The sequence below is a fragment of the Kiloniella spongiae genome (genome assembly GCF_001026905.1).
Lineage (GTDB): Bacteria > Pseudomonadota > Alphaproteobacteria > Kiloniellales > Kiloniellaceae > Kiloniella > Kiloniella spongiae.
The window spans coordinates 95181-117737 of sequence record NZ_LAQL01000003.1 but is presented as its reverse complement, the minus strand read 5'-3'; the positions used below and the strand labels follow the sequence as shown (position 1 = coordinate 117737).

The 22557-nt window shown below is 44.8% G+C and carries 29 protein-coding genes; 14 read left to right on the top strand and 15 right to left on the bottom strand.

Annotation, left to right across the window (positions count from 1 at the left end):
- The first annotated feature begins 149 nt into the window (after positions 1 to 149).
- Positions 150 to 962 (top strand): helix-turn-helix domain-containing protein, encoded by an 813-nt coding sequence (locus tag WH96_RS04425; RefSeq protein ID WP_047762932.1) that lies wholly within the window; start codon positions 150 to 152, stop codon positions 960 to 962.
- Positions 963 to 966: 4 nt separating this feature from the next.
- Here the strand turns inward: WH96_RS04425 and WH96_RS04420 are convergent, their stop codons facing one another.
- Positions 967 to 1194 carry a hypothetical protein gene (locus WH96_RS04420; RefSeq protein ID WP_047762931.1) on the bottom strand — a complete coding sequence of 76 codons (228 nt, stop codon included), beginning with the start codon at positions 1192 to 1194 and terminating at the stop codon, positions 967 to 969.
- A gap of 85 nt (positions 1195 to 1279) precedes the next feature.
- A complete protein-coding gene (locus WH96_RS04415) occupies positions 1280 to 1588 on the bottom strand; it encodes a hypothetical protein (protein WP_047762930.1) in 309 nt (102 codons plus the stop codon).
- 122 nt (positions 1589 to 1710) lie between these two features.
- On the opposite strand from WH96_RS04415, the gene WH96_RS04410 reads away from it, so the two are divergent.
- The gene (locus tag WH96_RS04410) at positions 1711 to 2574 is read left to right on the top strand and encodes a LysR substrate-binding domain-containing protein (RefSeq protein ID WP_047762929.1); all 864 of its coding nucleotides are present in this window, start codon (positions 1711 to 1713) and stop codon (positions 2572 to 2574) included.
- Here WH96_RS04410 and WH96_RS04405 read toward each other — a convergent pair.
- Entirely contained in the window at positions 2564 to 3487 is a 924-nt protein-coding gene (locus WH96_RS04405) for a DMT family transporter (RefSeq protein WP_047762928.1), read from the bottom strand. The genes WH96_RS04410 and WH96_RS04405 overlap by 11 nt on opposite strands.
- Positions 3488 to 3798: 311 nt before the next feature.
- On the opposite strand from WH96_RS04405, the gene WH96_RS04400 reads away from it, so the two are divergent.
- Both WH96_RS04400 and WH96_RS04395 read left to right on the top strand, forming a co-directional pair.
- The gene (locus tag WH96_RS04400; RefSeq protein ID WP_047762927.1) at positions 3799 to 4236 is read left to right on the top strand and encodes a universal stress protein; all 438 of its coding nucleotides are present in this window, start codon (positions 3799 to 3801) and stop codon (positions 4234 to 4236) included.
- 11 nt (positions 4237 to 4247) lie between these two features.
- On the top strand, positions 4248 to 5819 hold the full coding sequence (locus WH96_RS04395; protein ID WP_047762926.1) for an alanine/glycine:cation symporter family protein: 1572 nt from the start codon (positions 4248 to 4250) through the stop codon (positions 5817 to 5819).
- A 56-nt stretch (positions 5820 to 5875) separates the two neighbouring features.
- Here the strand turns inward: WH96_RS04395 and WH96_RS21120 are convergent, their stop codons facing one another.
- The 3 genes from WH96_RS21120 to WH96_RS04380 all read right to left on the bottom strand — a co-directional run bounded on the left by WH96_RS21120 (position 5876) and on the right by WH96_RS04380 (position 8328).
- Complete coding sequence (locus WH96_RS21120; protein WP_204248117.1) at positions 5876 to 6556, bottom strand: glycine-rich domain-containing protein; 681 nt, start codon at positions 6554 to 6556, stop codon at positions 5876 to 5878.
- Positions 6557 to 6759: 203 nt separating this feature from the next.
- Positions 6760 to 7320 carry a redoxin domain-containing protein gene (locus WH96_RS04385; protein ID WP_047763277.1) on the bottom strand — a complete coding sequence of 187 codons (561 nt, stop codon included), beginning with the start codon at positions 7318 to 7320 and terminating at the stop codon, positions 6760 to 6762.
- Positions 7321 to 7542: 222 nt separating this feature from the next.
- Positions 7543 to 8328: a hypothetical protein gene (locus WH96_RS04380; RefSeq protein ID WP_218045008.1), complete on the bottom strand. Its 786-nt coding sequence runs from the start codon at positions 8326 to 8328 to the stop codon at positions 7543 to 7545.
- Between the two features lie 115 nt (positions 8329 to 8443).
- On the opposite strand from WH96_RS04380, the gene WH96_RS04375 reads away from it, so the two are divergent.
- Positions 8444 to 9001, top strand: coding sequence for a MarR family winged helix-turn-helix transcriptional regulator (locus tag WH96_RS04375; RefSeq protein ID WP_047762925.1), 558 nt, complete (start codon positions 8444 to 8446; stop codon positions 8999 to 9001).
- A 193-nt stretch (positions 9002 to 9194) separates the two neighbouring features.
- Here the strand turns inward: WH96_RS04375 and WH96_RS04370 are convergent, their stop codons facing one another.
- Complete coding sequence (locus WH96_RS04370; protein WP_047762924.1) at positions 9195 to 10373, bottom strand: MFS transporter; 1179 nt, start codon at positions 10371 to 10373, stop codon at positions 9195 to 9197.
- 64 nt (positions 10374 to 10437) lie between these two features.
- Here WH96_RS04370 and WH96_RS21710 point away from each other — a divergent pair, with 64 nt between their 5' ends.
- Positions 10438 to 10779, top strand: coding sequence for an ArsR/SmtB family transcription factor (locus tag WH96_RS21710; RefSeq protein WP_082130332.1), 342 nt, complete (start codon positions 10438 to 10440; stop codon positions 10777 to 10779).
- 215 nt (positions 10780 to 10994) lie between these two features.
- On the opposite strand, the gene WH96_RS21875 is transcribed toward WH96_RS21710, so the two are convergent.
- A complete protein-coding gene (locus WH96_RS21875) occupies positions 10995 to 11168 on the bottom strand; it encodes a BSD domain-containing protein (RefSeq protein WP_156176692.1) in 174 nt (57 codons plus the stop codon).
- A gap of 8 nt (positions 11169 to 11176) precedes the next feature.
- Here WH96_RS21875 and WH96_RS04365 point away from each other — a divergent pair, with 8 nt between their 5' ends.
- The 4 genes from WH96_RS04365 (at position 11177) to WH96_RS04350 (ending at position 13661) form a co-directional block, all read left to right on the top strand.
- Positions 11177 to 12133: a DMT family transporter gene (locus tag WH96_RS04365; protein ID WP_047762923.1), complete on the top strand. Its 957-nt coding sequence runs from the start codon at positions 11177 to 11179 to the stop codon at positions 12131 to 12133.
- Between the two features lie 90 nt (positions 12134 to 12223).
- The gene (locus tag WH96_RS04360; protein WP_047762922.1) at positions 12224 to 12448 is read left to right on the top strand and encodes an AbrB/MazE/SpoVT family DNA-binding domain-containing protein; all 225 of its coding nucleotides are present in this window, start codon (positions 12224 to 12226) and stop codon (positions 12446 to 12448) included.
- Positions 12445 to 12822, top strand: a complete 378-nt coding sequence (locus WH96_RS04355; protein WP_047762921.1) for a type II toxin-antitoxin system death-on-curing family toxin — start codon at positions 12445 to 12447, stop codon at positions 12820 to 12822. Before WH96_RS04360 ends, WH96_RS04355 begins: the two co-directional genes overlap by 4 nt.
- Positions 12823 to 13133: 311 nt before the next feature.
- Positions 13134 to 13661: a response regulator gene (locus WH96_RS04350; RefSeq protein ID WP_053005678.1), complete on the top strand. Its 528-nt coding sequence runs from the start codon at positions 13134 to 13136 to the stop codon at positions 13659 to 13661.
- An 87-nt stretch (positions 13662 to 13748) separates the two neighbouring features.
- Here the strand turns inward: WH96_RS04350 and WH96_RS04345 are convergent, their stop codons facing one another.
- The 4 genes from WH96_RS04345 to WH96_RS04330 form a co-directional block, all read right to left on the bottom strand.
- A complete protein-coding gene (locus WH96_RS04345; RefSeq protein WP_053005677.1) occupies positions 13749 to 14186 on the bottom strand; it encodes a GFA family protein in 438 nt (145 codons plus the stop codon).
- 1541 nt (positions 14187 to 15727) lie between these two features.
- A complete protein-coding gene (locus WH96_RS04340; protein ID WP_204248116.1) occupies positions 15728 to 16507 on the bottom strand; it encodes a siderophore-interacting protein in 780 nt (259 codons plus the stop codon).
- Between the two features lie 396 nt (positions 16508 to 16903).
- Positions 16904 to 17437 carry a GNAT family N-acetyltransferase gene (locus WH96_RS04335; RefSeq protein WP_082130330.1) on the bottom strand — a complete coding sequence of 178 codons (534 nt, stop codon included), beginning with the start codon at positions 17435 to 17437 and terminating at the stop codon, positions 16904 to 16906.
- A 39-nt stretch (positions 17438 to 17476) separates the two neighbouring features.
- Positions 17477 to 18043 carry a helix-turn-helix domain-containing protein gene (locus tag WH96_RS04330; protein WP_047762920.1) on the bottom strand — a complete coding sequence of 189 codons (567 nt, stop codon included), beginning with the start codon at positions 18041 to 18043 and terminating at the stop codon, positions 17477 to 17479.
- Between the two features lie 185 nt (positions 18044 to 18228).
- Here WH96_RS04330 and WH96_RS04325 point away from each other — a divergent pair, with 185 nt between their 5' ends.
- Positions 18229 to 19068, top strand: coding sequence for a tetratricopeptide repeat protein (locus tag WH96_RS04325; protein ID WP_082130329.1), 840 nt, complete (start codon positions 18229 to 18231; stop codon positions 19066 to 19068).
- Between the two features lie 70 nt (positions 19069 to 19138).
- Here the strand turns inward: WH96_RS04325 and WH96_RS04320 are convergent, their stop codons facing one another.
- Positions 19139 to 19543, bottom strand: a complete 405-nt coding sequence (locus WH96_RS04320) for a winged helix-turn-helix transcriptional regulator (protein ID WP_047763270.1) — start codon at positions 19541 to 19543, stop codon at positions 19139 to 19141.
- 91 nt (positions 19544 to 19634) lie between these two features.
- On the opposite strand from WH96_RS04320, the gene WH96_RS04315 reads away from it, so the two are divergent.
- The 3 genes from WH96_RS04315 to WH96_RS04305 all read left to right on the top strand — a co-directional run bounded on the left by WH96_RS04315 (position 19635) and on the right by WH96_RS04305 (position 21030).
- Positions 19635 to 20051, top strand: coding sequence for a hypothetical protein (locus WH96_RS04315; RefSeq protein WP_047762919.1), 417 nt, complete (start codon positions 19635 to 19637; stop codon positions 20049 to 20051).
- 97 nt (positions 20052 to 20148) lie between these two features.
- Positions 20149 to 20595, top strand: coding sequence for a lactoylglutathione lyase (gene gloA / locus WH96_RS04310; protein WP_245629437.1), 447 nt, complete (start codon positions 20149 to 20151; stop codon positions 20593 to 20595).
- Between the two features lie 51 nt (positions 20596 to 20646).
- On the top strand, positions 20647 to 21030 hold the full coding sequence (locus WH96_RS04305; RefSeq protein WP_047762918.1) for a tautomerase family protein: 384 nt from the start codon (positions 20647 to 20649) through the stop codon (positions 21028 to 21030).
- A 344-nt stretch (positions 21031 to 21374) separates the two neighbouring features.
- Here WH96_RS04305 and WH96_RS04300 read toward each other — a convergent pair whose 3' ends face one another.
- Positions 21375 to 21659 (bottom strand): hypothetical protein, encoded by a 285-nt coding sequence (locus WH96_RS04300; RefSeq protein WP_047762917.1) that lies wholly within the window; start codon positions 21657 to 21659, stop codon positions 21375 to 21377.
- Positions 21660 to 21801: 142 nt separating this feature from the next.
- Entirely contained in the window at positions 21802 to 22452 is a 651-nt protein-coding gene (locus WH96_RS04295; RefSeq protein WP_047762916.1) for an EndoU domain-containing protein, read from the bottom strand.
- Between the last annotated feature and the right edge of the window lie 105 nt (positions 22453 to 22557).

Below are 22557 nucleotides of genomic sequence, written 5' to 3'. Positions count from 1 at the left end.
GCGTATGCGCGCTACTTGTTGCACTTTTTCGCAAAAAGAGCGTAAACTCGCTTAAAATTAATAATATTTCATGATACAAATGAAAAAAACATCTGATATCCCGCTTATACAGGGCGGATCTTCTCGTATGATAAGCAGGATTTCCAGTCGTGATCGAATCTGATTTTTGCAAAAACCTGAGCTTTTTATGCACTTACGAGGCTTCTGTTTCAGAAGCTTGTCGGGCAATGGGCATTAACAGGCAACAGTTCAGTAAATACCTTAACGGCACCTCCACCCCGTCCAATAAAAACATGCACAAAATATGCGATTATTTTGAGATCAGGTTGTCAGACCTTTACCTGCCTGAGGATGAATTTCAACAGACCGAAGCAATCATCCATAGACAGATACAATCAAAATCATCTCGACCGATGCACGGTCCGCTGGCGATGGCTTTCCAAAATCAGGGACGAAGCCTGTCAAAATACCTGGGCCTTTATCTTTGCTATTTTCATTCCTTTAGCTGGAAAGGAAGAATTCTCTGTGCCGTGACCCACTTGTTTGAAAAAGATGGTATCGTTCAGACCAAAACAATCGAACGATCCCGCGATCCGGATGATAATGCTTTTTTCTTGTCAAAATATCGGGGACAGGCAACTTTGCTCGGCAATCGTATCTTTGTCGTCGAATTTCAAGAACTTGCTAAAGACGCCATCGTCGAAACCATTCTCTATCCCATGAGCAGAAGCCGCCTCACCTATATGCAAGGGGTGACTTTTGGTGTTTCAAGCCAACGTCGTCACCCCTATATGTCCAAATCTGTTTGGAAATATCTCGGCCCAAATGCTGATACAAAAGAAGCCCTAAAAATGGTTGGTGTGCACGATATTTCCTCGAGATTGGTAGATCCACAGGTGCGAAATTATCTGGGTGAACCCAATGTCATTGGCGGCAGCCAGCTTTTTAATTTCGAGCTTTAGCATCTCACTTATAATACCGCTTTTGTAAAACAGGCGGGATAGTAGGAACACTTAAATTATCCCCGCTATTTTCTTCTGAAATCTGTGTAGCGATAATCAACTCTGTCCTGCCTTTCGCATCATTCTGACCAGAATGATTATTCGATAACAAAACCAATGCAGTAGAAACCGTGACCACCATCGCAACCAACAAATTTCCCGCTCGTCTTTGAACTTCATTTTTATCTATCATGGTTCTATTTCCTCGTAAAACTACAGCACATTCAGAGAAGCAAGCTGTTGATCACACACTATAAATCAGCTCTATTCACGACACATCATGGGCGTCGTTTAATGTACTTATCACCCTGATTATGACCTGTTGATAAATGCATAAATCGGTATTCCACAACGCCAACTACACTTGGAAGTTCACGAGGATCATATCCAAGTTCGCCAACCAGTTGTGCACGGGATAGGCCTACTTCTTCGAGCCACTTATCGTCATAGGACAACAGTGCATGTATCTCGCGCTTTCGGGCATTTTTCTGTCGCCGCGCAAGAAACCAGGATCGAATATTCGATACCCACGTATCGGCCAAAGATATGAATTCAGGACCTAGTGTGTTTTCAATTTTATGTGTCATCTCACCAATTCCTTATTTCTGTTACTTCTGAATATAGGCACGCACTAGACATTCCTGAAATTAATAGTTAAAATGACAGGCATTCGAATAATTTATGATTATTCTTTTTTCAGGACTGACTTATGAATCCCAATCTGGAAAGCGATCTTCTCCGTACTTTTGTCGCGATAGCAGAGACGAAAAATTTCACGCGGGCATCAGAAATTGTTGGCCGAACACAGTCTGCCGTTAGCATTCAAATGAAAAAATTGGAAGAAATTGTTGACGGAAAATTATTTGATCGCGGCCCCCGTGGCGTTACCCTTACCTCGTCAGGTGAACAACTGGTCAAGGATGCAAAACGCATCCTGTCTTTGCTAGATCAAGCCGCCGCATCCCTGCAATCAGATCCGCTAAACGGTACTGTTCGAATTGGCATACCAGAAGAATATGGGGGGACCTTCCTTCCCTGTGTTCTGTCCCGTTTTGCCAAAACCCACCCCCAAGCAGAAGTAACCGTTCGCTGTGCGCAATCTGCCGCCCTGAATACAGGCCTGGAAAAAGGGGAACTTGATCTGGTTGTACTTCATGAAGAAGCCACAAAAATTGGCGGCGAGATTCTCCTCAATAACCCTGTGGTCTGGATTACGTCAGATACCTATCGCCAACATGAATGCGTCCCGATGCCTGTTGCCGTCTATGATAGTGGATGCTGGTGGCGCGACTGGGCACTGGCCTGTTTGGAACAGCAGAAAAAAGACTATAAGATCAGCTATATCAGCAGCAGCACATTTGGCCTGCAAGCCGCCGTATCATCCGGGATTGCCGTTGGCATTCTGGCGCAAAGCCAAATACCGCCGGATTGCCGCGAACTAACACCCGAAGAAGGATTTCCAAGGCTTCAGGGTACCAACATTGTTCTTCGACAACGCGTACAACACGAATGCAGCACCAAATCAGGAATGGCCCAGGCAATACGCGATGCCTTCCAAGCCTCTAGGGCTTAGATAACTTTTCTTGTTCCGCTGCTTTTGTTGGCATGTTAATCGCTGCAACGCCGACGACAGCGGCCAGAATTCCTATAGCAACAACAAATGAAATCTCTTCACCCAGAAAAGCAACGCCTAGCATTACCCCGACACCTGCGCGCAAGTACGCCTGACTGGCAACGCCCAGTGATCCCAGTGTTTTGATAAGGCGGAAATAGATCAGAAGCGCAACACCGGTACAAAAGATCGACAGAATGATCAAAGAACCAAGTGCCTCTGTGGACGGTGTCAAAGTCCAAGGTCGATCAACGACCAGACTAACAGGGACCAGAACAAGGCTGGCCCAGAGCATTGTGCCCGTTGCAATGACTGGCGAACTCAAATGAGTGAAGCGCTTGCCGTAGATCGCGGCACAACCATAAAGGAAGGCGCCACCAACCGCACAAAGTTGTCCCAGAACTTCCTGACCTAAACCGTTTAGCGCATCCACGCCAACGATAAAGATCACTCCTAAAAGACCAAGAGTTGCTCCAAGAAGCTTTAACCCTGTTACCTTTTCATGCCGTGTAAAAAGAAATGTAATAAAGAAAACGAAGATTGGTGATGTCGAATTAAGCACGCTCGCCAGTGCACTATCCACGTACTGTTGTCCCCACGCTAATATCGTCCATGCAGCAATAGAGCTTAGAACCGACTGGACGAACAACATCCTCCAACTTCTCGGATCCCGAGGCAGCCGTTCTTTTTTAACGATCAACACTACTGCCAAGAAAAGTGTCGCCCCGCTCACACGAACCGCAACCAGCGTCAGTGGTGGAATCTCTGTTACTGCCACCTTGGCAAAAAGATAAGACGATCCCCATAACAATGCGAGTAGAGAGAGAAAACCAAGCTCAATGAAGAGCGTGGGTTGCTTTTGTTTCACCACCATAATCGACCTTTAAATTCAATATCACCAATTCCGAATGGGAAAGTATAAATGACATCATCACAAAAATGCTTCGTCTTCAAACGAACTATTAAAATCATTTTTAGGTTATCGATAATTACTCATTAACAGTAAAGCTATCGCATTTTTCTCGCCTTTAGGTTATGGTTACCAAATTGTTACCAGACAATTTGGTAGCAACTGATCATAAGATCCAAAATATAAAAACATTGGAACCGAATATGCAGAGGGGCGCTTTCAACATTGAGTAAGAAGCCCCTGAAAAAATAAAAACACAACAAGAGGGGAATCAAATGTCCGCTAAATTAATTGTAGGACTTGATGGCACTGAATCCGGTAACCGTGCCCTTGCCTACGCGACAAAACTTGCCAATCTGATTGGCGGGTGCGAATTACTCGTGGTCTATGTGATCGAGTGGTCACCTTACACATTCCAGACAGCAGAAGAAAACTCGCAACGGCACAAGCGTCGTGAAGAAGAAACAAAAATGGCGATGGAACGCATTATAGATCCCGCCGTAGCTTCATTAAAAGCAGACGACCTCAATGCCAGAGGGATCGTTCGCCATGGTGACGTAGCCGAGCTTATCGATGCGGTTGCCGTCGAAGAAAAAGCCGAACAAATCATTGTTGCCCGCTCGTCAGAAGGCGGCTTTGTAAAGCGTGTCTTTGGCACTGCCACGGCCAATCTGGTCATGCACGCCAGCGTCCCCGTCACAGTTGTCGGATAAGGAGAGCACTCATGAATAAAATTTTTAAAATCCTCATGCCTGTGCTTGCCTTTTTAAGCACGACATCAATTTCAGCAGCACAAGAAACCAGTAGTCTGGATGCCCAGATCAACGCAGGGTTTGCGGCCGCAACCGGCTGGTTTGTAAACTTTATCTTTGCCCCCTTCCCCGGCACAAGTTTCCCCTGGATTGTTATGTGGCTTGTGATCGCAGCTTCCGTCTTCAGTCTCTATTTTGTCTTTGTTCAATTTCGCCTCTTTGGCCATGCGATCTCATTGGTCAAAGGTGATTATTCTGACCCCAATGATGCCGGTGAAGTCAGCCATTTCCAAGCTCTGGCCACAGCCCTTTCCGGAACCGTCGGTCTTGGTAACATCGCTGGCGTCGCCGTTGCTGTCGGTATTGGTGGTCCGGGGGCAACCTTCTGGATGATCCTTGCCGGATTGCTTGGTATGGCATCCAAGTTCACCGAGTGTACCCTTGGTGTGAAATACAGGAATGAGTATGAAGACGGCACTGTTTCCGGTGGCCCCATGTACTACATTTCCAAAGGTTTTACCGAGCGCGGATTACCCTGCGGAAAATTCCTGGCAATCCTGTTTTCCGTTTTCTGTATTCTTGGTGCACTTGGCGGCGGCAACATGTTTCAGGCCAATCAGGCTCATGCGCAGATCGCAGGCATTTTTGGCGATTACCCCGGCTGGATTACCGGCTTGATTTTCGCGGGTGTTGTTTTTGCGGTTATCGTCGGTGGTATCAAATCCATTGCCAATGTTACGGAAAAAGTCGTGCCTTTCATGGGCATCCTCTATGTCGGTGCAGCCCTTGTCATTCTTATCATGAATGCAGATCAGATAGGTTGGGCTTTTGGCCAAATCTTCGAAGGTGCCTTTACCGGACTTGGTATTGCCGGTGGTTTTGTTGGCGCTTTGATCCAGGGTTTCAAACGTGCGGCCTTCTCTAACGAAGCTGGTGTTGGTTCTGCTGCAATTGCACACTCTGCCGTGCGGACCAAAGAACCCGTAACAGAGGGCGTTGTTTCTTTGCTGGAACCTTTCATTGATACTGTTGTGATCTGTACAATGACTGCGTTGGTAATTATCATTACGGGTCAGTTGACAATCAATCCTGAAACAGGGAACTACATTGTCGAGGGTGGCACAATCGTCACGGCAACGGGTGCTTCCGGTGTCGCGTTGACATCAGCGGCCTTTGCCTCTGCCTTTGATTGGTTCCCATACGTGCTAGCCGTTGCCGTAGTTCTTTTTGCTTTCTCTACAATGCTGTCATGGTCTTATTATGGCCTGAAAGCATGGACTTATATGTTCGGTGAAAGCAAAGGTGCAGAACTAACCTTTAAGATTATATTCTGTATCTTTATTGTCATTGGTGCCGCAGCCAGCCTGGGTCCGGTTATCGACTTCTCGGATGCCGCGATCTTTGCCATGGCCGTTGTGAACATCACCGGCCTTTACTTCCTGATGCCAATCGTTAAACGAGAGCTTAACAGCTATATGGCCCGCCTCAAAAGCGGTGAGATCAAGAAGTTCTCAGGCGAAGCTGGTAAAAGTGCCGCTGAATAGAGGGTAAAGTAAATAAACGGGCGGCTATCAGTCGCCCGTTTATTCCGTGTGAAAAGCTAATCACTTCCGCAACCACTGTCGCCACCATAACCACTACTATCGGTTCCGTTGTTACCGCTGGCGTAATCAAGACTGGTCCATGAAGGCTCATGCATAATTGCTAATGCACCTGATAATCCATAGGTGCTTAAAGCAGTAGAACAGCCAATGTTATTTGTACAAAACTCCATCTTTTTGCCATCTAAACAATCGCGTTTATAATAAAAACCGTTTGGAATTTTTAGTTTACGATCTATCTCGAAGAGACGAGGCAGAGGGTCTTTAGACAAAGAAAGCCCCTTCTTCTTTTGCCTTGTATTGGTGACAAGATCTTCCAACTCACACGCCAGTCGCCATGCTCTCTTAATCCCTTCTTGGGCATTGGTAGGGCTTTTCATCGCCTCTGCAGGTGTATGATGAAGAAAACGACCGAAAGCCTTTTTACAAAAATCATGATACTCACGGGTGAAAAGAATAAATTCATGCCAAGCAACATCCACAACCTGCGAAGGCATCGAGACCATCCCTTTTGGAGCACGACTGCAGAGATAAAAATAATCCCTAAGCCCTGAGATCACTTCTCTTACCTGTGCTTCCGTTAAATGAGGATATGTCTCTAATATTCGCTCTGTGATTTTTACCGGAAATCTATAGTTATCAATAAATTTTTGTCTTTTCGCGTATCTTCTACGTGACAAACTTCTCACGAAAAATATTATAAATACGCAAAATATAATTGTTAAAATAATGTCCATTTTTTCAGAAGGAAACTTGCGGGACTTCCTTCTCCCCCAATAAACAAGCCAACACGATGATAATAAATAAAAATGCTCCATGAATCATATTATAAATCATCATACATATAAGCTCTCTCTAATACATCCTTATTAAAAAAATCTCATCAAGCACGACAACCCGTCTCGTCACAGGGAATTTCTTTTCCCTGTTCTTCATCAGAAATTTGCCCCCTGCCCAGATCAACCTTAAATGGCTGTTCCTTCATCAAAGCCATAATTTCGGCGCCGAGTTGTAGGTCTGACATTATTCCGAACTTTTGTCGCCTTAGCCTCCCTTGGCGATCAATAAGGAGTAGAGTTGGCGTTCCTTGTAGCTGGTAACTTGCCATGGTCTTTGGGATTGGACCCTGGCCTGCCGGCATATCGATGCCAACCGGAAACGTAATACGGTACTCGTACAAAAAGGCCTTTAGGCTTTCAGGCCCCATGGCAGTGTGGTGTTCAAAAACAGAGTGCAAACCCAACACAATAAGATCATCCGATGAGAACAGCTGTTGAGCTTTCTGAGCTTGAGGCAGCCCATGTTCGACACACCCGGGACAAAGCATCTGAAAGGCTTCGATTAGTACGACCTTTCCAAGACAACTCTTTAAGTTAATGTCTTCATCACTATTCATCCATTGGGATATTTGTAGTTCTGGTGCTCGTTGAAATTCACCTGTCATTTTCATCTTCCTTGAATTCTTGATCACGTCAATAAGCATTGGTTTCTGCGATCATCTGATAATGGGTCGTCACCACCAAAGAGACCGCGATCTGGTCATTGGCAGATTTCTCGTCATTTTTGTTTCGCCCATAGTATCCCTGCCAAAGAAGGGGGATTTTTCTCTGGAATTTTTCTTTGGCAGGGAAGACCAGAAAGCTTTGAACAGCTAATCGGATCTAGGTTAATCAGAAGTGAGATTAGTCTCCCCTTTCTTCATGATGATACCAGGGAAAGAGAGATCCCCCGAAGCCACATCGTGGGCCTGATTTACACAGAGCAAGGGGTTATGACTGTTTTCATCAGACACATTAAGTACCGCTGTCATAGCATCAAAATGAGCACCTTCCGCACCTTTGACCGGCAACGTTACCTTTAGCTGGTTATCAAATAAAATGGGACTTTGCCCCGGTGCATCCAGGGCGATCGGCAGATCAGGCATGGTGGCGGGCACAATATCTTGTCCGGGAGAAATTTCCCGAACTTTAAAACCTGCACCACATGCTTCATCTTGAGCAAGAACAGCCCAATGAGCATGCCAAGTCTTGCCATCATTCGCAGGGTCACCATCATTATTTTCATCATAAAGCGGTGTATCGTCAAAGTCAGGGTGGGATGTAATGGCTAATGCCAACACACCAGAATTAGGGGTAAAGCCCACACCTGATGGGTCAATTTTAGTTGGCCAAACATAAGCAAAAACCGATGAACCACGGAACGCACCAGTTACTTCTGGCGTAATGGTTCCAGTCTCTCCAGCCAACTCCATCAAGAACGTTGCCCAGCGTCCATCAGTATTGGCAGAGGCCTTAATAATATCAAAGGGTGGCGTGATATTTTTGTCCACTGAGCTTTTTATGTCATGCGCCATTACTTCTGTACTGACAAGAGATCCTGCCCCGACAAAGATCCCTGTCGCAAAAGCAAAAGGTATCAGATAAGCGCGGTTTTTATTGAGAAAATTTGTCATATTTTATTACTCCTTCTTTATTGCCACTTAACAATAGTATCGACTCGAAACTTATTTATACATAACATATTTATTCACACTTGCAAGAATTGTTTTTAGTCGATACTATTCCTGAATGAACAAACCACGGCAATTTATCAGTCTATTATCCCGAATTTCCCGCTTGGTTAACCACGATGGTCACGCCGAAGGTCTCAAGCCTGCACAATGGGATGCCTTGCGTTATCTCGCCCAGGCTAATCGTTTTTCTCGTAGCCCCGGTGCCCTAACTAGCTATCTCGGCGCGACCAAAGGCACGATATCCCAGACATTGATGTCGTTGGAAAAAAAGGGTTTTGTGGTCAAAACTCAAGATTTACATGACAAACGTTCAGTGGCTCTGGAGCTAACAACAGCAGGGAAAAATCTTGCCAAGGAAGACGCACTGCAACCTTTTCAGAAAATACTATCTGATCTTCCTGCCAACGATCAGAAAGACATCACGACTGCTCTGGAAAAATTACTCCTCGCCAAACTGAGAAGTGATGGCAATAAACCTTTTGGTATATGCAATACCTGTCGACACTTCAGGAAAAACAATCCATCAGGTTCTCCGCATTTTTGCGATCTACTAAAAGAGCCTCTTAGCGATGCTGGAAGTGAAAAAATTTGCATAGAACAAGCGGCAATTTAATTTAAAATTGCCCTACATGTAACTGCTTGCATTTATCCATTTATTTGGATTCAAATTAATTGCGAATATAAATCGGATCATAATCTTAGTCCCCTGATGCCAAAAGCGATTATAGACGACAATTAGCCTTTAATCATCATCACCTTCCGCTATAAAAATGCTTAGATAAAATTTTGCCTGTTAGACGTTGTTATCACGCATCTACCATTCTAAAGGTTTCTGGACAGCATCGCGATAGGCACATGTCAGCAACAATCAGCAGAATTGCAATTAAGGCAACAAATCCAAGAAATACATAAAGTCCGGCCGGACCAACTAATTCCATTGAATATCCAGAAATAACAGGTCCCAAAAGTGCACCAAAACTGTAACTGAGTAAGCCTGCGGTTGTCGCAGAGATTACATCCTGTTCACCCACAGCATCAACGATGCGACTGAATCCGAGCACGTAAAGGGGGACCAGGCAACCACCAGCGACAACACTTACCATCGTGACCAACCAGAATGACGTGGGTTGTACAAGGGATGCAAAAAGACAGGCGAGCATTGAGAGGCACGCAATGAACAGCGCAACCGGCATACGTCCAAATCGGTCAGAAAAGGCGCCAACGGGCAAAGCGATAACGGCAGGAGCGACAAGGACAATACCGACGAACAAAGCAATTTGAATGGTGCCGTATCCCAACCCATTTGCGTACACTGCACTTAAACCATAAAAACTGGCATTCGCAATCCCGCCACAAAACGCAATAGTAAGAGCAAACGGAAAACACCGGACTAAAGTTAAAATTCCGTTTGAGTGTTCATTGGGTTTTACTTTCAAGTTTGGCGTATCATTCAACAACGCAGGGATAAATGAAATCGTATAGATGACAGCAACTATCATGAAACTGGCCTTCGTTACCGCCACGATGATAATCGATGGACCAATAGCGGTTGCTAGCAGGCGTAGGGTTTCAAAACTAGCAATAAGACGCCCGCGGGTAGTTCGGGTGCCTAGTGCAGATACCCAGCTGTCAACAACGATATAGTAGGCACCAAGAGCATAACCACCAAGAAACCGCAGGACAAGCCACATAACCGCATCGTCAAACTGTGCCAGTAAAAAAGCTGCCGAGCCAGCAAACATCGCCATGAGGAAAAACGCAACCTTATAACCAATTCGGCGTAGAACCCATCCGTAAGTAAGAGCACCTGTCATAGATCCTGCGTAATAGAGCGATGTAACAGAACCAACAAAGGCTTCACCAAAATTCAATCGATCAAGCTCCAGAGCGACAAGTGGAAACAACGCACCTGTCGAAATACCAAAGAATGGAGCAGCGAGGAACAGCCAGCCCGCGCGGCGGATTATTGATGAAGGCTCAGACATAAATGCACCCTCGTAATTGTTGCTGCATATTTACATATTTGCACATTTGCACTATAACGCAAGGATGAATTCTAAAGAAGCAATTGCCGCCCTTCTCGCACTTGGGCAAAAGACAAGATTGGATACCTATCGGTTACTAGTCGAGCAAGGACCTGTAGGATTACCTGTCACTGAAATATCAACAAGGCTTGATGTCAACATTTCCACCATGTCGAGACACCTTGGGCATCTACAGCGAACCGGGTTATTACGCAGTTGGCGGTTTGAACGCCAAATCATTTACGCTGTTGAAGACAATGGTATAGAGAATCTTATAGGCTTTCTGACAGAAAATTGCTGCCGGGAAAGTTCGGATGCATGTAAAAGGACTGCCTCACAATGCAATGTTATTAAGAACACATCCTAGCGAATTAATGAAAGGTAAAATTAGTGGATAAATCCAGACCCAAGGCCGGATGATTGCAAACCGTTACATCTATATGCAACAAATCTTCATTGCATCCTCATTAAAAGAGGCGCAAGCTGTTATTAACTCCAAGTTCTTTCTAATTGCACAGCTTTTTGTCTGTTTACAAACTTCAACAGACCTCTTTGTTTACACATCTAATACTGGGTCCTGCCCTACTTTCCAACAAGACCAGCCTTTGCTGAATTAATGAGAAGATCAAAGAACTGACGCCAGAATGTCTTGTAGGTCATCTTAACAGGACGTCGTATTACCTTGACCTGTTTTGACAGGTCAGTCACTTCCGTCCCCCCATTTTGATGGATCACGGTTGAGATAACAGAGGACATTTGTCACCATGCAGTTCGTTCCTGAACGCATATCAACATACTGGTTAGAGGATCGCCTTCCCAAATTTTCGGGGCGATGGAATAGAATTCCCGGTAATATCCGCGGGGCTATTCTCGTGCTTCTCGCTACCCTAAGTGGTTCGATTATGGGGGCCTTGATTAAGGTAGTTGGTCAGCGTGTGCCTGTTTTTGAAATCCTTTTTATTCGCCAGCTTTTTGCCCTTCTTATGGTCGCGCCAATTATAATTAAATCAGGATCAGCCGCCTTAAAAACCAGTGTCTGGAAACTTTACCTGATACGGGGTGCTTTTTCTTTCATCGCCATGAGTGCAGGATTCACTGCCGTTGTCTATATGCCCTTGGCAGAAGTCACTGCCATAGGCTTCGTCCGCACTCTCTTTACGACTTTGCTTGCCATCGTTTTTCTGCACGAAGTAGTGGGGATACGCCGTTGGTCGGTTACAATTATTGGCTTTATCGGCGTGCTGGTGATCATTCGCCCCGATACCGGAGAGTTCAACATCTATGCGCTTCTGGCGGTGATCTCGGCGTTCTTTGTCGCTGCCATCATGATCATTCTACGCAAGGTGTCACAGATCGACAAGCCATCAACCATCATGGTTTACCAATCTCTTCTTGTAACTCTCTTCATGGCCGGCCCCGCTTGGTGGTATTGGACAGCCCCGACCCTGAGCGAAGTTTTGATTATTATCCTGATCGCCTTACTGCTATCAGCCATGCAGTGGTTTTATATCCAGGCCTATCGCGTAGCCGAAGCTGTCACAGTGGCACAGGTAGAATACGTGCGCCTGCTCTTTGCCACCGGGATCGGCATTCTCTTTTTCGCTGAAATTCCAACGATCTGGACGCTTCTTGGGGCCAGCATCATCGTTGCCTCAACCTTTTACACTGTCCACCGTTCTGCGGTGCGCAAAAGAGAGCGCGAAGTTGTTGATGATAAGTAAAAAGCGCCTTTGCAATTCAAAAAATTATACAATATGTATAATTATATGTATGATTTATAAAATAGTATCATTTTTAAAACGGAATAAATTATGCCCAATACCGCTAAAGTACGAAAAGTTGGGAACTCACTTTCTGTAACCCTGACAGATGTCCTCAAGCGGCATCGCATAGATGAAGGTGATACCCTGTACATATCCGAAACACCGTCAGGAATCATGTTGCAAAAGTATGATCCGGATTTTGAGACTGCAATGGAAGCAGCGCGGGAAATCATGGACAAGCACCCCAACATGATGAAAGAACTCGCCAAGTGAAATGGCTGACACCGGAAATTGTTCTGGGAATACATCAATATTCACTACGACAATACGGCGGACCAGAAGGCATTCGGGACAAGGGATTACTAATCTCAGCCGTTCAACGGCCAAAAGATGCGGAACATTACACAACCCCTACGCCATCAATATGGGAACTGGCGGCCACTTACTGTCATTCTATTGGCAAGAATCACCCCTTTATAGATGGGAATAAACGAACTGCAATCGCATCTTGTCTGGTTTTTTTACGAATTAATGGCAAGCCAAGTTTTATCCCTGAAGCCGAAGGTACGATTAGAGTATTGGATTTACTAACAGATAAAATAACAATTAAAGATTTTTCTATATGGCTGAAAAATGCGACATATTGAGAAACTAAAAAGATTTTGGGGCTGTACCAGATTACTTGGCACCAATGTAGGCGGCATACCCGGCAGCACCAGTGATATTGCATTTTGGGTATTTTCTGGCTTACTCGCGCTCGTGGTTGCCATCCAAATCTATATCTTTAAAAAGTTCAAGTAGTTCTCGCGCCATAAGCGGTTATTGCTACCGGAACATAGATGGTTGATCTCGATTTAAAAAAAGATATCAGGTTATTAACAAAGTAATAACCTACAATTGCTACTCTACTATAAAGAGCCAAAGATACGGTAAATTCAATTCATTATGGGGCGTACGTGTGAGGCACAGACTGGACTTTAAAAATCTTGCATGCTGCATAGTAGATGATGAACCCTTTATACAAAAAATCATCAAATCCATTTTAATATCACTGGACGTCAAGGACATACGCCTCGCCAAGGATGGAGCAGAAGGCTATCAACTGCTTCAAGCCAAGCCTACTGATCTGATTTTTATCGATTGGACCATGGAGCCCATGTCAGGAATTGAACTTCTTGAAAAAATTCGCGCCTCTGATAAACAGGAAATAGCTGAAACACCCGTTATCATGTTAACGGCTCATTCCGAGCAAGATTATGTCAAAAAAGCAATTTCCGCCGGGGCCAATGACTATCTGGTGAAGCCTGTTTCCCCTCTGTTATTACAACAACGCATCGAAGGTATTTTTAAAAAACAACTTCCTTTAAATGCTAAAGTCAGTAGGATAAAACCAAAAGAGACAATTTCCGCGGCTGGCATTAAACCAAAGAAAAAAGAAAAACCTCAAAATAGTGAATTTCTGGAGATCTCCGTAGAAGACAACTAAAAGGAGGCAAAGCCTCCTTCTTATACTTTGTAGCAGGTTTTCTGTCTTGCCATGGTAGTTTATTATCCCACTACTCGGCCATTTCTCCTATTCAACCATGCCAAGGGATTTCAAAAATTCGTGTTCCGTCATGCGGGGGTGATCCCCGGCAAAGTTATAGCCCGCGGGTTTGCTATCGATATAGATTTCACTGGCGAGTGAAAAGCCATCATTTTTATCAAAGGCCCCCGCCCATACAACTGTCATGCTGCCATCACGCATGCGATAAAAAAGATGCGTTCCACAATTTTGACAAAACCCGCGTTCAGCCCAATCGGATGACACAAAGGATTTAACATTATCCTCGTTTTCGAATTCCAGACCTTCGACATGAATTGCCATGGTTGGTCCACCTGACCATTTTCGGCAAGTTCCACAATGACACACACCATGATCGCCACCAACGCCGGTCGCAGTGAATTTCACAGATCCACACAGACATCCACCTGTCATTCCCTGGCCGCTTCCATTAGCTGTTTCTGACATTTTTATCCCCTCTAGGTTCAGATAAAAGTGAGCCTTGCGATAGTTTTCTCGGCTCGCAAGCCATCACTTCACAATACAATTTATAATATAAAACAGACCATACACGCCTGCTACTGACAACATTATGTCAGGAGAGTTTTCATTTTAAATATATCCTTATTACTGGACTTTAGTTCTACCTAATACCAACACCAAAAACTGTTCCTAACCTCGTCCATAAACACCTGAATAAGGATTGCGGCAACAGCCGTTTTCTATAGTCAACTCAACGGAGAATTTTGAATCATCACGGACCAATGCACTAAGTTCTAGCTCCAATCATTGGTATAGAAAATGACCGTTACGTAAATTTTAGATGCAGAGATCTCTCCAGGAAGGGATAACCAGCCATTAAAGACCGGGACTTACCTCGAAAGTGGTATTAAGATAAAAATAAGAGCCCAATCACTCCAGAAACATAGAGTATAATGTCAACAAAACCCCACACACTTAGCCACTACATATGGATTTTCTAGGATTTTCATGCTCAAACAGACCGAGTCCACATAACTTCCAAATATTTATTTCACATGGAATTGTTGTATTAACCACTTTGGATACAATATAATTGGTATTTAATATTTAAAATTATCGATACAAATCAATATGATACCTAAAATAATATGCCCTTTATAAGTGCAGTCATTATTTCACGCTTTTTTCACTCCACATATTCCCTAAAAACGTGTTCAATACTCCTACGCAAGCAACTTATCCCGATTTCTGAAGCGCTCGCACTGCGCACCATCTAAATCAGAAATCGGGATTTGCTTTCCTGTTCCCCCGAAAGAATATTCCACACGAAAACCAGCCTTTGAACAGGGCTATTTCATGCATTATCTCTGAAAATATTTTAAAATCATCATAACTTATTTCTTGCGGGGTTTATTTGTTTATCAGTTGCTCATTAGCGAATCTCATTTTACACATTTTGAGCCCCTTTCCCCTTCGCAAACACCAAGAATTACACCCCAAATCTCATGAAGATCAGTTAGATAAGCAAGTGTGTCCCTGACCGTGAATTGTTTTTCACGGTCTTTTCACTCACACCTTCAGCAAAAAATAGGTTTATATACTCATGCAAGCAACTTCCCCCGAACTGGCAAAACGTTCCTTTTGCACCACGTGATGCCGGTTCGGGGGTCGTATTAAGTTATATATTAACTTGGTTTTACTTTGCCTGTTATATTTTGGCTTTGCTTGCTGTTTTACCTTAATCGCTCTCTTAGCGATTTATTTCAGCACACCGCCGATATTTATTTTATCGGCACACCCTGAACTAGCCTTACCCAGCCGGCAATTTATTGCCTGCTTTTTGACTCTTGTTGACTTTGTTAGGGGGACAAATTCAGCAAGGGTCATTTTTTTTTGCGCTCCATGTTTTTTTTCGCCCCATAACATGTAATACCTGAAATCTATACCACCCTCGCAACAGGGCTTGTGCACAAAAAAAGCCCGGGACAGATAAATCCCAGGCTTTTGTATTTCTCAGCGATAAAAAGTTAGGCCGCAGCCATTCGTTTTTGAATTTGATGCGCATCTTCTTCCAGGCCAATTTTCCAATAGGCCGACACGTAAGTATCTTCTTTTGGAATCCCGCGCTCCTGATAAAGGTGGGTTCGCAATTCCTTCACTACCCCAGACTCTCCGGCGACAAAGATACTTGGGTATCCGGGCCGCCAACGCATCTTTCTGATAAAATCGCTTTGCTGATAACTTCTTTGTTTCGGGTTTTCATGAACCAGCCAATGAATATCAATCCCAACCGGGGCATCAATTTTTTGGCGATCATCTTCTGACGTTATCTCGAAAACAGCGGTTCCAACAGCGTCTTTGGGCAACTCTTCCAGTGCAGCAGCGGCGGCTGGGATTGCCGTCATATCAGCGGCAAGTAAAAACCAATCTGCATCCAGATACGTCATCTTTTTGGGGCCGGGTCCAAAGAGACCAATATAATCCCCCGGCAAGGCAGCTAATGCCCAATTACTAGCCGGACCGCCATCGCCATGAATGGCAAAATCAATATCAAGCTCGTTTTCATCCGCGCGATGATGACGTACGGTATAGGTCCGCATAACAGGACGCTGGCCACCTTCAACCTCTGCCACAAACTCTGCAGGATCAATATCACCTTGTGGGATCAAAACTTTCACATGTGCCCCTTCCTGATTTTCAGGAAATCCATGTAATCCAATCCCACCAAAGGTCACGCGTAACATATGCGGCGTAAGCTGCTCTTTACGCACAACGGTCAAGATCCTCGGTGGCTTTCGCTTACTCATTATCATCCCCTATTCGGCCCTATTCGGCCCCTATTCGACAAGGTGAATATATAACCATCAATTCCATTTATTGATTGCCCGCCAATGATTACCGGCCAATGTCCGGACGTTGCGAGCGACCTCGGCATCATTACCAGCGCGGGTATATCTACAGGAAATATAAGACGTAATTATGACAATGCAATGAGAATGATTCTTAATAAGTAATTATTAATGCTAACCTATTAATCTTAAATAAAATATTTTTATCTCACCTTGTAAAATATTTATAAAATTTTCAAAATACTTGCATCAAACTATCAAAATTATTTTCTGCAACCCGAAAAACAAACTCGCCTTATGCGCGTAAAAATTATTCAATAACGCTTTATTAATTACAAGTTCGCCATTAAAGGTTTACAGACGTTTATACATATATGTCGTCGGGTCCAAACGATCTGGGGCATGTGTATCCCGGCAAAAGTCAGGAATGATACCAGCCGTTTCATAACCTAACTTACGATAAAGCTGTTCTGCGTTGTCCCCCGTTCTTGTATCCAACGTAATCAAGATTTTTTGGCGATTACGTGCCTGCCTTTCCAGCTCAATCATCAAGGATTTTGCAATCCCCCGTTTACGGAAAAGCGGTGACACCAGAAGCTTTGAAACATCTGCCCGGTGCACCTGATTGGGCATGGTCGCAAAACACAATTGCACAGTACCAACGATTTGCTCTTCAAACATATAAACCATAGGAATCACCTGACCATTTGCAACCAAAGGGCGGACCTTGTCATTCCAGAAAACCAAGCTGTCTCTCAGAGAGAAGGGTAAGATAAACCCAACGCTGGCACCGTCTTGAACACAGGCATGCAGTACCGAAACCAAACCTTCGACGTTAGCGTCAAAATCTTCAATGCCGAGGCACCGGATATCACTCTGTTCATTCATGGTCAAAGCTCACTAGATTATCTTGTTGGAAAGGGTGCCTTATAAAACAACCAATGTGTATAAAGCCCCTTTGTTCTTATCAGCTTTAAAACAATTAGCTCCGTGCAGCTTATAACGCAGACAATCACCTGGTTGTAATTGATAGGATTGCGCTTCAATTGTTATTTCCAATACTCCATCTCTCAACACCAAATGATGCTCTAAGCCATTCTTGGGCGGACTGGAATAAGAGATTTCAGCTCCCGGCTTTAATCGAACGTCAAGAACCTCGCAATTCAGATTTTCAGAAGGTGGAGAAACGGATCGACGCTCAAGGCCTGTTTCTTTATCAATCCAGACAACCTGATCATTTCGACGCACCAGCGGGGAATAATTTTCTTCGGCCATGGCCATTAACCGCGACATTGTCATACCATAGACGGCACATAAACGTCCTAACACAGTCGCAGTCGGACTGACCTCGCCCTTCTCTATACGGGAAAGGGTCGCACGGCTAATATCACTGCGCCCTGCAAGTTCATCCAACGACCATTCGCGTTCGCCGCGTAAAGCTCTTAAACGCTCGGCAAGACGTTTGTCCTGGCTATCACCATCAACATATCCCATAAAAGAGAAATATTCTTAAATATGAGATATGTCAATTATATTATTGGAACCACTATACCCTCTTTCACTGATTGATTTTCGCCCCCCCCAAAAAACAATCTCACAAAAGTGACAGGATCTTAGCGAAAATTATTGCTAGAATTATATTGAGCAATAGACCCTTATTTCAAAGTACCCTCATAGAGATGAAGTTACCTAAACAGATGAACCGACAATTCAATCTTCGTATCCACTTTAATTTCCTTATGCTATGCGCTCTCTTGCTTATCGCACCTCAGGTTTCTGATGCCGGTGATTACGAGGACGGCATCGCGGCTTACCGTGCCGGGGAATATGACAAAGCCATCAAGCTTTTAAATAATGCTGGAAATAACGGAAATGCAAAGGCTCAATATTACCTCAGTGTTCTTTACGAGGGCGGATCCGGTATAGGTAAAGACATGGAATCATCTCTACATTGGCTCAAACGTGCGGCAGAGGGCGGCATGGTCGAGGCTCAGCGCAATCTTGGTGCTTTCTTTCATGATGATATCGATGACCCAGATGATGACCTTGATCAAGCAATCTATTGGTACCAACGCGCAGCAAGCCAAGGAGATTTGACGGGGCAATTACGTCTTGGCATCTTGCTGGACCGCGAGAAAAACACGATCTTTGATCATCGTGAAGCCATTCGCTGGTATCTTCTCGCAGCACGGCAGGGTGTTGCACAAGCCCAGCACAATCTAGGGGTTATGCATAGCCAGGGGCGCGGCACGCCAGTGAACCCAGACAAGGCTCTCGATTGGTTTTTTAAAGCAGCAAAACAACGCTACACAAATGCAATGGTTGCAATCGGCGAAACATATCTAACAGGAACAGGTGTGACACACTCAAACGTTGAGGCTTATAAATGGTTTCAACTCGCGGATATAAACGGCCATGAAACCATCGCTCAGCGAATGAAAGAAATCGCCGCGGATCTTACCAGTGAACAAATCAGACAGGCAGAGCACATGGCAAATGTTTGGCTCTCAGAAAATTGAATAGTTATACTTCAGAACTGTAACCTGGGGATTAGTAACAAAAGATCAGCACTTGGCGTCAACGCCTTGCTCACACCCCTCGTAGCTTCATTTCAAAACTATCGCGATCACGCTGGATTTCTTCCAACACATCACGTTTTGCGTTTGCCCGATCATCATGCTTGCCACTCCAGATTATTAGCTCGATCAATATCGGCGCAAGATCATACCCTTTCGATGTGAGACTATAGACGAAGCTGCGGCGGTTCTCTGGGTCTCTATTTTTTTCGAGAATTCCCTGGCTTTCAAGATGCTTGAGCCTGTCGATAAGAATATTGGTCGCGATGCCTTCTTCGGCTTGCAAGAATTCACTATAGGTCCGCTTACCGCGCAACATAATTTCGCGGATGACCAACAAGCTCCAGCGATCCCCAAAGGTATCAAGCCCGAAAGCAACAGGGCAGCCAGAGTTGCGTATCTTCGTTTCTGATTTCATTTCATCACAATAAAAAAATAACTTGCGAAATGCAATATGTAATGCTAACAATTTACGTATTGCATTTCGCAAGTTAAATGGAGAACACATTATGCCCATCACACTTACACTCACAAACGGCGTCATTTCAGCCGGGCAAGAAGCCGTAGCCATCTCAAAAATCACAACGTCTTTTCTCAAACATCACGGGCTGGAGGGGAACACGGTAATGACCCCCAATGTAACCGCCCATGTTGTCATCGTAGAAAAAGGACATTCCTTTGCAGGCGGGAAACCTATCGAAGGCGCCTGGATCGAAACCAAGACCCCATCGTTTGCCCTGGCAGACCACGATGTTCAAAGCGCATTTTTTGGTGAAGCAACACAAATTCTTCACGACCTGTCTGGCGGCACACTGCCCAAGGACCGTATCTGGTCGAACGGCGTCCACGCCGTTGATGGTACTTGGAACATATCCGGAAAAGCTCTGAAGAATGTCGAAATCGGCGAAGCAGTCTCAGCTGGATAATGATAGCGACCAACCATTAGTCATCTGAACAGGACTGCGTCTGGCGGAGCTATTCCCACTCTGTCAGACGCCGAATATAAAAGGGAAAGAGATGCAAATGAACACAAGCTTCACGCACCAAAATACGGACCTTATGCCCTCACGTATTCTTCACACAATGATCCGCGTAAACAGTCTGGAAAGATCTATTACCTTTTATCGGGACGCACTGGGGATGAGTGAAATACGCCGCGAAGATTATCCAGAAGGACGGTTCACCCTGTCATTTATGGGATACAGCGAAGATCCTCGAGGTTCCACCATCGAACTGACATATAACTACGACACAGTTGAATTCACCCATGGCTCGGGCTTTGGCCATATCGCAGTCGCAGTGTCCGACATTGATGCCACTTGTGAACGCCTTTCGGGTATGGATGTCAAAATCATTCGATGCCCCGGCCCAATGGCTTATACCACAACCAACGGCCAGCGAGACGTCATCGCCTTCATTTGTGATCCTGATGGCTACCAGATCGAACTGATTTCTACTCAGAAACCCTAGGTCGGGCCATCACCCGGATTTAATTTTTTCAAACACACCAAGGAGCACACCATGCCACTCGTCCGCATTTATCACCCTTCCAGTAACGATCCGCTTTATCCCTCAGCACTTAGTCAGGGCGTACACCGCGCTTTGATTGATGCCTTTGGTATTCCAGCCGATGACTATTTTCAGGTTGTGACCTCGCTTCAGGCTGGCACCGAATTGATCGGTCCAGAAGCATTTATGGGCATCGCCCATTCAGACGACCTTGTGATAATTCAAATTACATGTGCCAAAGGCAGAACAGTCGAGCAGAAAAAAGTACTTTATGAAGCAATCGTAGAAAATGTTAGCAATGACCCCGGCGTACCAAGAAACGATGTCATCATCAACCTGGTCGAGACGAAGCGCGAAAACTGGTCATTTGGGAATGGTCAGGCACCATTTGCCTAACCCATGGACTTCCCAACACTGATTAGGCTCAAAAAGATACGTTATCAATCGCTTGTTCAGATGAATTCAGTGCCCTCTTCCCATTCAAAAGAAGAAGACCATCATTGGTTGTTGGGAAATCATCCGATTATACCTTCCAGTAATTTGATAAGTAACTGCACAAGTTCAACATAATAATACCAGCATCATCTGGATTGAGGGGCGCGGGAGCGCCGTTTACCGCCCTGCTACCTTCTGACAAAATCTTGGCCACCTCCTCAAACGAGCCAGGTAAAATGATCGAACAGTTTTAGCTATCCAACGTCTGAACAGCATTGTCATATAACTGTGCCTTAGGGTTGTGCCTAGGACTTTGTCCGACCAGCCTTGATTTTCTTTTTCCAGCTCCCCAACGTCACGATAAAACTATCGTGAGATAAAAACAGATCACCTGTGTACTGTTCATGCAGTGGCTCCAATCGAACACCAGTTCCGTCAATGCAGATGAAATTCGCATTCGCAGAACCTTCCCACTTATAATTAGTATCCTTTAGCGCAGTCTGAGCCTTTTCAATCAACAAATCAGCCCATTGTAGATCAAACTGTACGTCGGTACGTAAAAACTCTTCTATACGGTTTTCTTTGGTCACTGATTTTGCCTCATTTTTTATCCAGACTTTATTTCATCCAGATGCTTGCTACAAAAGAAGGCAGGTTTCCCCTGCCTTCTCATCATTCACCGCTTATCAACAGGTCAAGACGGACGAGCCTTTGGGATCATAACCTTATAAACTAAGGTACAATTGGAAAAGCCGTATTGATGCGCCCGTCAGGTAAATAATACACCTGAATAGGAAAATCAGCGCCTTGTATTGTTCGACATGTTGGACCGGAATCATCACCCGTTGATGCATTGGCGATCGCCGTCAGAACATCGTTATAACTGCAATGATCCGGGAACATCGTCGAAATAGCTTTCACAGCTGTAACGCCATTATCGGTAATATCAAAATTAGTCAGGTTATATAGGCCCGTAGGAACCTCAACACCATCGACCACAACCCTATACTGGGTAAGTCCAGCAGTTGAAGTATCAACGGTTTCCGGGTTATCCCCGTTTGGGCGTGAGTGAAAACCCTTTGCTCTTTTCTTCTTCACTTCACCACAGAAAACATGCTTTCTGTTAACTTCTACCGTTTGAACCGGATCAGTACCCGGCACGTTAACGGTAACCCAATGATCCTGTGTTTCATCACAAGCGACTTGCGCTGATGCGGTACCAGTATGAACAATCATCGCGCCAACAATAAGTATCAGGGCGCAAAGCCCCTGAAAAATCATTTTTGGCAACATTTTTGATATGTTTTTTAGTTTCATAATATTCCCTCGTTTTCGGCACGCACCAGCCTCACAGAAAAGCAACGGAAGGGTTCGGGGAGACATAACCGCCTCTCCTGCAAGACCAGCACGTATTCGGCATAGAGTACAGATAATTCCGCAACGGATTATCTTATAAATCACCTCAGAAATACCTTCTGAGGTAGCGAG

Bases quoted from the DNA above. Each gene is read 5' to 3' on its own strand.
- WH96_RS04305 (WP_047762918.1), top strand. From the start codon at position 20,647: ATGCCACTCGTCCGCATTTATCACCCTTCCAGTAACGATCCGCTTTAT.
- WH96_RS04395 (WP_047762926.1), top strand. From the start codon at position 4,248: ATGAATAAAATTTTTAAAATCCTCATGCCTGTGCTTGCCTTTTTAAGC.
- WH96_RS21710 (WP_082130332.1), top strand. From the start codon at position 10,438: ATGAATTCTAAAGAAGCAATTGCCGCCCTTCTCGCACTTGGGCAAAAG.
- WH96_RS21875 (WP_156176692.1), bottom strand. From the start codon at position 11,168: ATGTCCTCTGTTATCTCAACCGTGATCCATCAAAATGGGGGGACGGAA.
- WH96_RS04330 (WP_047762920.1), bottom strand. From the start codon at position 18,043: ATGGGATATGTTGATGGTGATAGCCAGGACAAACGTCTTGCCGAGCGT.
- WH96_RS04295 (WP_047762916.1), bottom strand. From the start codon at position 22,452: ATGTCTCCCCGAACCCTTCCGTTGCTTTTCTGTGAGGCTGGTGCGTGC.
- WH96_RS04415 (WP_047762930.1), bottom strand. From the start codon at position 1,588: ATGACACATAAAATTGAAAACACACTAGGTCCTGAATTCATATCTTTG.
- WH96_RS04340 (WP_204248116.1), bottom strand. From the start codon at position 16,507: ATGAGTAAGCGAAAGCCACCGAGGATCTTGACCGTTGTGCGTAAAGAG.
- WH96_RS04400 (WP_047762927.1), top strand. From the start codon at position 3,799: ATGTCCGCTAAATTAATTGTAGGACTTGATGGCACTGAATCCGGTAAC.
- WH96_RS04380 (WP_218045008.1), bottom strand. From the start codon at position 8,328: ATGACAAATTTTCTCAATAAAAACCGCGCTTATCTGATACCTTTTGCT.
- gloA (WP_245629437.1), top strand. From the start codon at position 20,149: ATGAACACAAGCTTCACGCACCAAAATACGGACCTTATGCCCTCACGT.
- WH96_RS04420 (WP_047762931.1), bottom strand. From the start codon at position 1,194: ATGATAGATAAAAATGAAGTTCAAAGACGAGCGGGAAATTTGTTGGTT.
- WH96_RS04335 (WP_082130330.1), bottom strand. From the start codon at position 17,437: ATGAATGAACAGAGTGATATCCGGTGCCTCGGCATTGAAGATTTTGAC.
- WH96_RS04405 (WP_047762928.1), bottom strand. From the start codon at position 3,487: ATGGTGGTGAAACAAAAGCAACCCACGCTCTTCATTGAGCTTGGTTTT.
- WH96_RS04315 (WP_047762919.1), top strand. From the start codon at position 19,635: ATGCCCATCACACTTACACTCACAAACGGCGTCATTTCAGCCGGGCAA.
- WH96_RS04360 (WP_047762922.1), top strand. From the start codon at position 12,224: ATGCCCAATACCGCTAAAGTACGAAAAGTTGGGAACTCACTTTCTGTA.
- WH96_RS04370 (WP_047762924.1), bottom strand. From the start codon at position 10,373: ATGTCTGAGCCTTCATCAATAATCCGCCGCGCGGGCTGGCTGTTCCTC.
- WH96_RS04320 (WP_047763270.1), bottom strand. From the start codon at position 19,543: ATGAAATCAGAAACGAAGATACGCAACTCTGGCTGCCCTGTTGCTTTC.
- WH96_RS04345 (WP_053005677.1), bottom strand. From the start codon at position 14,186: ATGTCAGAAACAGCTAATGGAAGCGGCCAGGGAATGACAGGTGGATGT.
- WH96_RS04325 (WP_082130329.1), top strand. From the start codon at position 18,229: ATGAAGTTACCTAAACAGATGAACCGACAATTCAATCTTCGTATCCAC.
- WH96_RS04410 (WP_047762929.1), top strand. From the start codon at position 1,711: ATGAATCCCAATCTGGAAAGCGATCTTCTCCGTACTTTTGTCGCGATA.
- WH96_RS04365 (WP_047762923.1), top strand. From the start codon at position 11,177: ATGCAGTTCGTTCCTGAACGCATATCAACATACTGGTTAGAGGATCGC.
- WH96_RS04375 (WP_047762925.1), top strand. From the start codon at position 8,444: ATGAACAAACCACGGCAATTTATCAGTCTATTATCCCGAATTTCCCGC.
- WH96_RS04385 (WP_047763277.1), bottom strand. From the start codon at position 7,320: ATGACAGGTGAATTTCAACGAGCACCAGAACTACAAATATCCCAATGG.